Source organism: Cryobacterium sp. Hz7 (assembly GCF_004402815.1).
Classification (GTDB): domain Bacteria; phylum Actinomycetota; class Actinomycetes; order Actinomycetales; family Microbacteriaceae; genus Cryobacterium; species Cryobacterium sandaracinum.
The window spans coordinates 132,695-143,813 of the sequence record NZ_SOFB01000056.1 but is presented as its reverse complement, the minus strand read 5'-3'; the positions used below and the strand labels follow the sequence as shown (position 1 = coordinate 143,813).

Annotated in this window: 11 protein-coding genes and 2 pseudogenes; 8 read left to right on the top strand and 5 right to left on the bottom strand. The window is 66.4% G+C overall.

Annotation, left to right across the window (positions count from 1 at the left end; all coding sequences use genetic code 11):
• Positions 1–770: pseudogene (locus tag E3N86_RS14960) on the top strand (amino acid transporter); the annotation flags it as partial.
• Positions 771–926: 156 nt separating this feature from the next.
• Positions 927–1,244: pseudogene (locus E3N86_RS14955) on the top strand (hypothetical protein); the annotation flags it as partial.
• Between the two features lie 247 nt (positions 1,245–1,491).
• Here the strand turns inward: E3N86_RS14955 and E3N86_RS14950 are convergent.
• Entirely contained in the window at positions 1,492–1,920 is a 429-nt protein-coding gene (locus tag E3N86_RS14950; RefSeq protein ID WP_134371904.1) for a hypothetical protein, read from the bottom strand.
• A 499-nt stretch (positions 1,921–2,419) separates the two neighbouring features.
• On the opposite strand from E3N86_RS14950, the gene E3N86_RS14945 reads away from it, so the two are divergent.
• The gene (locus tag E3N86_RS14945) at positions 2,420–2,614 is read left to right on the top strand and encodes a three-helix bundle dimerization domain-containing protein (protein ID WP_134343049.1); all 195 of its coding nucleotides are present in this window, start codon (positions 2,420–2,422) and stop codon (positions 2,612–2,614) included.
• A 50-nt stretch (positions 2,615–2,664) separates the two neighbouring features.
• Here the strand turns inward: E3N86_RS14945 and E3N86_RS14940 are convergent, their stop codons facing one another.
• Positions 2,665–3,048: a nitroreductase family deazaflavin-dependent oxidoreductase gene (locus tag E3N86_RS14940; RefSeq protein WP_198412921.1), complete on the bottom strand. Its 384-nt coding sequence runs from the start codon at positions 3,046–3,048 to the stop codon at positions 2,665–2,667.
• A 426-nt stretch (positions 3,049–3,474) separates the two neighbouring features.
• Between E3N86_RS14940 and E3N86_RS14935 the strand changes: the two genes are divergently transcribed.
• Positions 3,475–3,876, top strand: a complete 402-nt coding sequence (locus E3N86_RS14935) for a VOC family protein (RefSeq protein WP_134371906.1) — start codon at positions 3,475–3,477, stop codon at positions 3,874–3,876.
• 844 nt (positions 3,877–4,720) lie between these two features.
• Positions 4,721–5,608 carry a hypothetical protein gene (locus E3N86_RS14930; RefSeq protein WP_134371908.1) on the top strand — a complete coding sequence of 296 codons (888 nt, stop codon included), beginning with the start codon at positions 4,721–4,723 and terminating at the stop codon, positions 5,606–5,608.
• A gap of 359 nt (positions 5,609–5,967) precedes the next feature.
• On the opposite strand, the gene E3N86_RS14925 is transcribed toward E3N86_RS14930, so the two are convergent.
• Together E3N86_RS14925 and E3N86_RS14920 are read right to left on the bottom strand one after the other, a co-directional pair.
• Positions 5,968–6,165 (bottom strand): hypothetical protein, encoded by a 198-nt coding sequence (locus E3N86_RS14925; RefSeq protein WP_134371910.1) that lies wholly within the window; start codon positions 6,163–6,165, stop codon positions 5,968–5,970.
• A 44-nt stretch (positions 6,166–6,209) separates the two neighbouring features.
• Positions 6,210–6,875, bottom strand: coding sequence for a hypothetical protein (locus tag E3N86_RS14920; protein ID WP_134512229.1), 666 nt, complete (start codon positions 6,873–6,875; stop codon positions 6,210–6,212).
• A 229-nt stretch (positions 6,876–7,104) separates the two neighbouring features.
• Between E3N86_RS14920 and E3N86_RS14915 the strand changes: the two genes are divergently transcribed.
• Both E3N86_RS14915 and E3N86_RS14910 read left to right on the top strand, forming a co-directional pair.
• Positions 7,105–7,794, top strand: a complete 690-nt coding sequence (locus E3N86_RS14915; protein ID WP_134371914.1) for a phosphoribosyltransferase — start codon at positions 7,105–7,107, stop codon at positions 7,792–7,794.
• A gap of 58 nt (positions 7,795–7,852) precedes the next feature.
• Entirely contained in the window at positions 7,853–9,637 is a 1,785-nt protein-coding gene (locus E3N86_RS14910; protein WP_241986174.1) for a bifunctional 3'-5' exonuclease/DNA polymerase, read from the top strand.
• Between the two features lie 51 nt (positions 9,638–9,688).
• Here E3N86_RS14910 and E3N86_RS14905 read toward each other — a convergent pair whose 3' ends face one another.
• A complete protein-coding gene (locus E3N86_RS14905) occupies positions 9,689–10,273 on the bottom strand; it encodes a PadR family transcriptional regulator (RefSeq protein WP_134371916.1) in 585 nt (194 codons plus the stop codon).
• A gap of 231 nt (positions 10,274–10,504) precedes the next feature.
• On the opposite strand from E3N86_RS14905, the gene E3N86_RS14900 reads away from it, so the two are divergent.
• On the top strand, positions 10,505–11,026 hold the full coding sequence (locus tag E3N86_RS14900) for a DUF3145 domain-containing protein (protein ID WP_104101883.1): 522 nt from the start codon (positions 10,505–10,507) through the stop codon (positions 11,024–11,026).
• The last annotated feature ends 93 nt before the right edge of the window (positions 11,027–11,119 follow it).

Genomic DNA, 11,119 nt, shown 5'->3' with positions numbered 1-11,119 from the left:
ACGCCGACGTCAACGCGCAGGCCGGCGCCTACGCCACCGGCATCCTGGCCATGATGGTGTCCGGCGCCATCGCCGTCACGATCTCGGCGATCCGACGCCACCAGCGCCGAGCCAGTATCGCATTCACCATCCTGACCCTGATCCTCCTCTATGCCCTCGGCGAGAACATCCTGGAAAAGCCCGACGGCATAGCCATTTCGGCGTTCTTCATTCTGGGCATCATCGTCGTGTCACTCGTCTCCCGGGTTTCACGCACCACCGAACTGCGGGTGGAAACGGTCGAACTGGACGAACAAGCGCGGCGCTTCATCACCGACTCGCTCGTCTTCGATGGCGCGTTGAACCTGATTGCGACAAAGCCCAAACCGGGCAAACAGACCGATTATGCCGGAAAGGAGACGGAGCAGCGGGGGATGAATCCCGTGCCGGGTCGTGCCGACGTACTGTTCCTGGAGATCGAGGTGGTGGATCCGTCTAGTTTCAGCGAGACGCTCCATGTTCGCGGTGAAGAAGTCAACGGGCTTCGGGTGCTGCGAGCCCAGAGCCCCGCGGCTCCGAACGCCATCGCCGCCATCCTCTTGGCATTGCGCGACGCATCCGGAGTGCGACCTCACGCCTACTTTGAATGGTCAGAGGGCAACCCCCTCGGGCATCTCCTGCGCTACCTCCTCCTCGGCCAGGGCGATACCGCACCCGTCGTGCGCGAAATCCTTCGCCAGAGCGAAGCTGATCCGGCACGCCGACCCGGAATCCACGTCGGCGGCGGCTGACGGCGCCCCGTACGGCGACGGTTCAGAGAAATCTGCACGGTCAGGAAATCGTGACTCACGCAGGGCGGTTCGTCTCCCCGTCGAGCCAGAGCGTATCGGATGCGTCGTTGTGGACGGTGCCGGTGCCCACCTGCCTGGTGTCGATTTTGTCGCCGCGCATCGGGCGTGGCCTTCAATGACGGCAGAGGGCTCACCTACTCGGCCTTCGGATACCCGGCGGCGGCACCGTTCACCGGCAACACCCTGCAGTCCTGCTCCGGCACCGCCACGGACGCCCCATACGCCCAGTTCGAATCGCAGGGCATCCCCTGCGACATGACCGGTGGATCATCCGGCGGCCCGCGGTTCATCGGCAGCGGTTCGGCCGGCTATCAGAACTCGGTCAATAGTTTCGGCTACAACAACGTCGCGAACACCATGCTCGTGCCGTACTGGGGATCGGTGATCGAGAGCGCCTATGCTGCCGCCGCCTGAACCTGACCGGCATGACGAACCCGGCTCCGGAGCCGTCGCGCACGAGAATCTGACCGCGGACCCGTCCGACGCCCCGGATGCGCGCGGCGCGACCACGAGCGATCCGTCTCAACCCGGACGGCACTCGCCTTTCGGATGAAGTACCGGGGCAACCAGAACCGACGGACGTACAGTAGAACCACCTGCGGGACAGCACCGGCAAGTCGGGGGTCCGCCGCATACCGCGGTATGCGGCGGACCCGTGCTGTCATCCGGGGTCGAGGCCACGGGGACAGCCAGGGAGCCGATCGCAACCTCTCAACTTGTTCCGCAGCGGTGACAGGGATCGGGAACCGTCGAGGATCATTGACTGCTGAGGGTCTGGGAATGGCTCGAAGACCGCCCGCTTGATGAGGCGGTGCGCATCGAGGGTCGCAAGGAGCACCCACGAGAGTGGCATCGGCACGAGGAGATCGACAACCGCTTGAGCAAGGATGCGGCCAGGACCCACGCGGAGCTGTCGGTCGAGGGTTATCAGAGCTTTCGTTTGCGACGTGCTGAGGGGTGCCTGGGTGTAGGGAGCGCGGTTCGTGTCGGACCGGAACAGGGATGAGTAGTCCTCGGTGGCCACGGATGCGTGCTTCGCCAGGGTGACCCGCGCGACCGGCTTGTGGCGCATCGACGTCTTCAGGTCCATCTCGTCATAGCTCCCGCCCGGGAATAACTCAAACGACGCCAAGTACCCGAGATGTTGACCATTGCTGGGATGATGCCGAGGAGTGCGAGCACGGCGATGATCTTGCATGAAGAGTGTGATCAGAATCGGCGGGCACGTCAGGAGAAGAAAAACGAGGAAGGCCGTGGTGATCGGGTTGGCGAGATCAGGCTGTCGTCTATCCCGTCAACTGAGCGCCCAACCACGCTGCCAACGAAGGCCGGGGCGGCAGCGGCAACCGTCGGACCCCACCAAGTCTCGGCCCGGTATTCGCTCGTCCGGGCTCGATCGCGATGGACGCAAGGCCCGCACTCAATGTGCATCTTGTGAAGATCCCATGACTTCATCGTGCACCCTCGACCGGGAGATGCGTAATTCCCGTTCCGTGCTGGTCGCTGACGAAAGCGATGGGCAGAGTGCGCAACTTTCGGTGACAGCAACGCCTTGATAGGCAGCTCCCGACGGTGAGACACTGGAGACTGTGAACCTCAACGATGAATTGCAGGCCGTCGAAAAAGTGGTGGATCGACTCACGAAAAGATTCCCAAATGTGCCACGGTCGAGCGTTGAAAGAGCTGTCCGCGAGGAGCATCAGAACTTCTCCGGCCGCCCGATACGTGACTTTGTTCCCGTTCTCGTCGAACACGGGGTCAAGGAACGCTTACGCAAACAGTGAGCCACGGTTCAGCGGGATAGTGCGCGACCACCAGTGGTGCCCGTTGCGCCTTACTGGACATCCCGGATCATGAACACCGGGAAGTCGGCTGCTATGGTTTCGAATGCCGAGATTGGCTCCGACTGATCGACCGGAATGTGCGGTCGGGCGCCGGGTGCTTGCGCCAGGTATGACTTGGTAATCGGTGCGCGGGCATCCGCGCGAACCTCTTCAAGTAGCACCGGTCGCCTGCGCCCCGCGTGGATGACGGCGCTCCCATTCGCGGCCCGCACATTGCGCACCCACCGCGAGCCCTGGCCCAGCATCGAAACCACGTACTCACAACCTTCGTAGCGGGCCACCACGAGCGGCAGGGTGAGCAGGGTGTGCGACTTCGGATTGACGGTCTCGAGGCTTACCGTGCCGTGGCCAACGATACCGAGCGAGAACACCATCGCGCTTATTCGGTTCAGGAAACGCGCCCACCGGTTCGGGCGCCCGCCGGCGTACATGCGCCGTAACGAGTCTCCACGGATCATGTCGGGTCGCCGCTGATCTTGAAGTGGGTGTTGTGCACGAATTTTGGCCTGAGTGGTGTGCCTCTCTCGTTTTCCGACTGACACCATCGTTGCGGCTGTGTCGCTCGGGCGAGCTGACAGTACCATCGCATCATGGCGCGACCATTGCCAGTGAATAGCCGATACCGAAACCGTAGAGGACGGTACACCGTCGCCGATCTTGATGACGTGCACCAATGCCAGGGCGCGACCGCGGCCAAGGGATGTCCTACTTCAGCGAATCGACGATCACCAGCTCGATCAGACAACGAACCCTCACAGCGTTCTCGCGATCGGTGGTAGGTCGATCTGTATGCTTTGCATATGACGGCGCCGCAGATCTATGTCACTTTCCCCGGTACAGCGCGCGAAGCGCTCCGCTTCTACGCGGATGTTTTCAGTGGAGAGCTCACCCTGCATACCTACGAGGATTTCGGTCGCAGCGACGGCCCGCCCCACAACATAGCTCACGGAGTGCTCGAGGGCGTAGTTGTATTGATGGGATCCGATGCAGCCGCAGGTGAAAAAAGTGTTCGGCTTGATGGCGTCAAGCTCTCATTGCTGGGCGCCGCCGAACCGGAAATTCTCCACGAGTGGTTTGACAAACTCGCGATGGGCGGCCAGATCGTTGACTACCTTGCCCCAAAGCCTTGGGGTGCTTCGGATGGCCAAGTCATCGACCGTCATGGACTGCACTGGCTCATCGGATACGAACTCGGGCAATGAGCGGCCCACAACGCTCGATCGTGGAGAGCGACAAGGTCCTCGTGGGGATCGATCTGGATGTCCCTCCCTGTTGAACCCCTCCGACAAGTGTTCTCGATCGCTGCTGATCTCCACCGAGCTTGCCCCCTGTCGCCCTCTTGGAGTGCCTCGAAGCGGATGCCGTGCCCGGCCCGTCCGCGGCGGCCCGACCGGTCCCGACCGGACATGCTCGCCGTCAGAGACCTGATCACCAACGGTGGCCAACAGTAAGTCGTGATCAACGCACCGGCTGTCCGCGAGTGCCCACCCGCATATGGGCGTCGAAGCCGGGCAACTTATTGCATCGGGTGCACCCCGTATTTCGCCTCGAGCGTGGCATCCGTCACAATCTCTGGCCTGGATATGCCGCGACAGGTCTGGCAGCGCATCACGCCGGGTCAGCGAAGTACCGACGACCACGGCGAGAGGCACCCAAAGCCTGAGCGAGGCTGTGAAGTCGCGAAGCCGAGGGGTGCCTGACGGCAGGCTGAGAGCTTAGGGCTGCGAACTCCACACCTAAAGTTCCCTCAAAACAAATCTGCCGAAGTTCACCTGTATCACCCCGTTACGCGGACAACGAGTTGTCCTGACTCGAGCCTGTCGACGTGCACCGGCATCGGTGGCGGCCAAGTACGGATGACTTTGCCAGCTATAACTGAGCATCTGTCCAGAAAGTGAGTGCAAGCTGGAGGTTTCGCCCATGCGGCTTCATCTGGCCGTGAGTCCACCGATCAAGGTGCGCCGAGGATCGTGTAGCCCGGCCGCATCGCATTTGGAAGTCATGCGCTCTGCTTCACCCCGTTCACCTCTGACCGCCCGGCGAGAAATGAACGCCAAACGTAGACGTTCGCGCACCAGATCCGTCGCTGTCGGCACCGGAGCAGCTCTCGGTCTCCTCGGCCTGATCATGGGAATCGGTGCGGTGTCACAGGCATCCGCGGTAAATTCTGCCGGCATCGCCGCGACGACGGAGCTCTCCGAAAGCACCGGTTTGCATCACGAGCAGCTCAGTGTCTACTCCGCCATAGCCACAAAAACCGCCCATGACCGGGCGGAGAGCACCCTCAGTGACGCCGGAACGGTGATCACGGCCATGGCGAACAAGGTGGATCCGACCCCACTGGCGTCATCCGTCGCCGCGCTCGGGGACTACAAGTCGTTGGAGACGGACACCGTCATCGAGCTCACCGAACAGACTCAGGAGGCGGCCGACACGGCCCGTTCGGCTGTGGCCGAGGTAGACCGAGCCGCCGCCGAGGCCGCAGCAGCGGCCGCCGCCGAGGCCGCTCGCGCCCAGGCCGAGGCTGCCGTTCAGGCTCAGGCTCAGGCGGACGCCCGGGCCGCGGCCGCGGATGCGTCGCGCGATTCCGCTCCAGCTGCTGAGTCCCAGCCCGACGCCGGCGGCACCACGCCCGCCGAGGCGAAGGCGACGGCCCGGGCGATGGCAGCCTCCAAGTACGGCTGGGGCGAGTCCGCGTTCTCCTGCCTCGTACAGCTCTGGAACAAGGAATCCGGCTGGTCGTACACGGCCAACAACCCCAGCGGCGCCACCGGAATCCCTCAGGCCCTGCCCGGGAGCAAGATGGCCACGGCGGGATCCGACTGGGCCACGAACGCGACGACGCAGATCTCCTGGGGTCTCGGCTACATCAAGGCCGGGTACGGCACTCCGTGCGGAGCCTGGGCGCATTCCGTGACCAACAACTGGTATTGACCGCACCTGACCTGACCCGACCGGGGCAACGGATTTGGGGGTGAGCCGCAGGTCGAGGTGGAGGGTCATGCTCCTGGCTGCTCCACAGTCGAACGGGTGGAAGGCTCAGTGTGCGTTGAGGCGGGCCCCTGCATCGATCGTCGTGCGCGGTGCGCGAGCCGGGGCCCCCGCACGCCGCTGACTCTGGCGAGCGACCTCACGCAGGTCCCACAGATTCTCCCGGGTGACGGAGACAGTCGGGCATCACCTCCCCATGCCGGACCCCTGCACCGGGGTGCCATCCAGCAGTGACGCATCGGCGAGGATGACCCTGCCGGGGTGCACGGAGAAATACCGGGGGAGCCGGTCGAGTTTGGCGGTCAGGTCGACCAGCAGGTCACACTGATCCGACCATCGCACGTCGGCGGCCAGCTCGGCCTCCCGTCGACGGCGCGGCGGAAGGCGCGCGCGACGATGCGCCATGGCTGTTTGGCGATCGCGTCGATCATCTCGCCCAACAGGCTCAGGGCCAGGCCGGCGTACCGCACGGTGCCCCGGCCGCGGTAGGCGTTCGTCATCGACATCAGGCTGACCCGGTCGGCGCCAAAGAAACCTGTGCGAGTCAGCCGACTGCTCCCGGCCGTCTGCGTGCGATGAAGAACGGTCGCACCGACACCAGGTAGAAGGCGACGAGCGCGGCCAGCAACCCCGATGCGGATGCCCCGACGGCGACGCCCCAGAGCAGCCGGGGCCCGTTGCCGGGCACGATCACGCCGGTGATGTCGGCGTTCACGGGCGGCTCCGTGGGCATCATCGCCGGAGTCGGCGTGCTGGTGTTCTCCGGCTCGTTGGTCGTTCCTGCGCGCTCGCCTGGAGCGGGAGCAGAGGTCGGGGCTGGATCCACGTTCTTGGCAGGTGGGGCTTCCGACGGTGCCCCCGCCGTCGCCGACGGTGGAACGACAGCCGGCGTGGACTGTGGCCCGGCCGAGGGGGCCGGCTCTGCCGGGGGAGTGGTGGCGGGTTCCTCAGGTGCTGGCGAGGGGAACTTGGTCGGAGTGAGAGTGGGAGGGGGCGGCGGAGTCGGTGTCGGTCCGGGGGTGGTTTCACCCTCGGTCAGGGCCACACACCGTGACTCCCCGTCGACATCGACGATCGGCACGGTTTCGCCCGGGCACTCGTCGGCGGAGACGCGCGTCGCACTCGGCATCACGGTGCCGAGCGTCAGCAGGAGAGCGATCCCGGCCGTCAGCACGGTCGCGGCAATCAGGGTGGTGAGTCGTCGATACACAGCTGATCCAGGTTCCGTTCGATGGTGCCGTGATTGTTCAGGTTGAACCGAGTCTGCCCTCGGTCCCCGGACGCGTCCAGTGCCCGGGACCACCGAAGTGGCATGTGTGCCCGTCAGCTCGAATCGGGTCGCCGCGCCTGAGCCCCGGGCGGCCCTCGACAAAGCCGAGGGTCGGCGGCAGAATCGGACGAGGCGGACCCGCAGGAGGTATTCGCCGGGTAGGAGCCTCATGTTCACGAATCGGAGCGAGGCCGGCCGACTGCTGGCCGAACCACTGATCGAACGACTGACCGAGCTTGAGGCGCACGACCCGGTGGTCTACGCCCTCCCGCGGGGCGGTGTGCCTGTGGCGATCGAGGTCGCTCGGCGCCTGCATGCCCCGCTGGACCTCATCCTGGTGCGCAAGATCGGGGCCCCGGGCTATCCGGAGGTCGCGATGGGGGCGGTCGTCGACGGTGCTAGTCCGCAGGCGATCGTCAATGAGGACGTGCTCGCCGCCACCGGGGGCGACTCGATGGGTTTGGCCCGGGCCCGCCGTCGCGAGCTGGCCGAAATCGCACGACGTCGCACCCTCTACCTCAATGACCGCTCGCAGATCAGTCCGCGGGGCCGTGTCGCCGTCGTCGTGGACGACGGCCTCGCGACGGGAGCCACGGCCAAGGCAGCCCTCGCGGCCCTGAAAGGGCAGGGCGCCGCACTCACGGTGCTCGCGGTCCCGGTCGCACCCGCCGAGCTGCTCGGGGAGATGCGGCAGTATGCGGATGTCATCGTCGTGCTGCACGCCCCGCAGGAGTTGTGGGCAATCGGGCCCTTCTACACCGACTTCCACCAACTCTCAGACAACGAGACCGTCGCCCTGCTGCAGGAGGCGTGGGCTGAGGCCGACGCCACTCCACCGACAGACGGCCGGACGAACTGACGGTCATATGACGGATGCTTTTCCCGCCGGTACGGTCCCGAACCGGCAGAATGGGCAGGTGCACCTTCTGGCGAGTCGAACGGGAAACGGGGAGATCCTCGTGCTGTCACTCGACGCCGAGGGCAACGTCGCGGGGCCAGCACTCCGTTTGCCTTCACACGAATTCCCCGGCTATGTGCTCGGTCAGGAGCGAGACCGGCCCCGTTGGGTGTGGGAGGACACGGCCCGCATCTACCCGCTGCTCCTGGCGGCCGGAATCAGGGTGCACCGCGCCCACGACTTGCGCCTGTGCCACGCGATCCTGCGCCAGTCGTCGCTGACCCAGGCAAGCGCGCTGGCCCGGGCGGAGCCGAGCCGCTGGGATCGGGCGGTGGCCTTCGAACCGGCCGCGTCCGCATCCGGGGTGACACTCTTCGACCTGTTCGACAGCGACGGTGACAGCGCCGCCGGCAGCGACACCGAGACCGCCGCCGACGGCGTGACCGGCCGCGACGCCGGCAGCGCGGCCGCCGGGTTCGGTACGCAGGCGGAATACCGGCGCCAGCTCGACGCGGTCCGCGCCTCTGCGGAGCCCGGCCGCCTCCGCCTGCTGCTCGCCGCGGAATCGGCCGGGGCGCTGATCGCCGCCGAGATGCAGTTCGCCGGCCTGCCGTGGCGCACCGACGTGCACGACGCTCTGCTGACCCGCGAACTCGGCCCCCGCGTCGCCCCGGGCATCCGGCCCGAACGCCTCGAAAACCTCGCTCGGCGCGTCCGTGACGCTGTTGGCGAACCCGGTCTCAACCCCGACTCCCAGCCCGATCTGATGCGGGCACTGCAGAAGGTCGGCCTGAAGGTGACGTCCACCCGCGCCTGGGAGCTCAAGGAGCTCACCCACCCTGTGATCGATCCGCTGCTCGAATACAAGAAGCTGGCCCGGCTGCTCAGCGCGAACGGCTGGTATTGGATGGACACCTGGATCGTCGACGGCCGGTTCCATCCCGAGTACATCCCCGGCGGGGTGGTGACGGGCCGCTGGGCCACTCGGGGCGGGGGAGCCCTGCAGCTGCCTAAACAGGTGCGCGGCGCAGTCGTCGCCGATGCGGGCTGGAAGCTCGTGGTCGCGGACGCCGCGCAGCTCGAGCCGCGTATCCTCGCCGCCCTATCGGCCGACACGGCCATGGCCCAGGCCGGCCGAGGGACGGACCTGTACGCCGGGATCGTCGCCGGGGGCGTCGTGGAGACCCGCGACCACGCCAAGGTGGCCATGCTCGGGGCCATGTACGGCGCCACCAGCGGGGAGAGCGGGCGCCTCCTGCCCCGGCTCGCGAAGGCCTTTCCGAGGGCACTGGCCCTCACCGAAACGGCCGCACGCGCCGGGGAACGCGGCGAGAGCGTGACGACACGGCTTGGGCGTTCCTCCCCGCGGCCCGGGGAACGCTGGCTGGCCACCCAGGCCAAGGCCTACGACCCCGGGGCGACGGATGCCGACGAGCGCCGGGCCCGTAGTCAGGCGCGAGACTGGGGCCGCTTCACCCGCAATTTCATCGTTCAGGGCAGCGCCGCGGAATGGGCGCTGTGCTGGATGGCGGAGGTGCGCCGGGAACTGCGAATGCTGCCCCAGGGTGCCCAGGGTTCCCAGTGGGCCCAGGGTGCCTCCGGGTCGGAATTCGACCGGGCCCCGCACCTGGTTTTCTTCCTGCACGACGAGGTCATGGTGCACACGCCCGCCGCGCTGGCAGATACCGTCGAGGAGATCATCCGGCGCGCGGCGGATACCGCCGGCCGGCACTTGTTCGGCGATTTCCCGGTCGATTTCCTGCTCACCGTTGCGACGGTCGACAGCTACGCGCAGGCGAAGTAGGTGCAACCACCGCAGAGGCGACGGCAGCTCCGACGGTGCGTGTCGCCCAAGTCAGGCGACGGATGCCGGTCGTCGTCCGCGCTTCGGCCGCACATCGTTCAGACCGTGCCGAAAACCCGCGGCGTGGCCGTCCTCGAGCAGCGCGTCGACGTCCCGAAGCCAGTCCAGCGCAGCGGCGGACAGCGCGGCCCGGGCGGCGCCCGCCAAGCGCTCCGCGCCCGTGGCCGCGGCGTCCATGGTCGCAGTCTCGGTAGTTGACTGCCACCGCCGGCGGTACCGGGCAACGATGCCGCGCGCATCGATGCCAAGCACCTGAGGATCAGGGAGGGAGATGGCGATCAGGACCCGGTCGACCAGGTCGCTCCACTCGTTGCCGGGAGCGCTCTCGGTATCGGCCAGCCAGTGGAGCGCCTCGGCCTGGCCGAGCGCGGTGATTCGGTACAGCGGTAGGCCGTCTGCGGTGCTGCCGGCCGATTCAACGGCCGCCTGTTTAACCAGCCGCTCAAGAGTGCCGTAGATCTGCCCGACGTTGACCGCCCGCCGACCGGCCGTTCGAGACTCCAGCTCGCCATGAAGCTGGAAGCCATAGGCCGGACCGATCGTGAGGATCGCCAGCAGGCAGCTGCGAACAGACATGGGACCTCCGGTGGCCAAGGTATGACCATACTGAGTATAGCGAACGGAGATCCGGTCCCGGCTCGAGTCTTGTGATCGCAGGGGTCGCTGAGGCATAATTTACGGATGCAGCGCCTGCGCGGTGCGTCGACCGTTGGTCATAGGTTCAAGTTCTCGATAAGTTCACAGCACGCCGCATTGTTTCGTTCAGAGGTCGTTGGGGAAGACGCATCTCACAGAACGGGAGAAACGATGGTGGCTACACACGCTCGGCAGGAAGCGACTGCGCGCGGCTACATTTACGTGCATTCCTCGCCTCGCGCTCTGAGTCCCCATGTGGAGTGGGCGGTGGGTCGCGCCCTGGGCGTGCCCGTCAGTTTCGACTGGTCTGAGCAGCCCGTGCTCCGCGGAGCGCAGCGGGCCGAGTACCAGTGGGAGGGCGCCTGCGGCACGGGGGCGCGGCTCGCGTCGGCGCTCCGCGGGTGGGACCACCTTCGCTTTGAGGTCACCGAGGACGCCGGTTTCGGCGCCGATGGGGCGCGCTGGCTGCACACCCCCGACCTGGGCATCTTCTTCGCCCAGACCGACACGGCCGGTAACGTCGTTATCCCGGAGGACCGGCTGCGCCACGCCATGGACCTGGCCGGGGCAAACGCGCTGGAGCTCCACCGGCAGCTCCGCATTACGCTCGGGCAGGCCTGGGACGACGAGCTCGAACCGTTCCGGCACGCCGGCGATTTCAACTCGGTCGTGTGGTTGCACCAGGTGGGCTGACGTGCAGCGCAAGGTCGCTCCCGAACACGGGATGGCCTCGACCGGTGCCGGTCGGGGCCATCCCGGTGCAGGCAGGTTTTCCGCCGGGTGGAG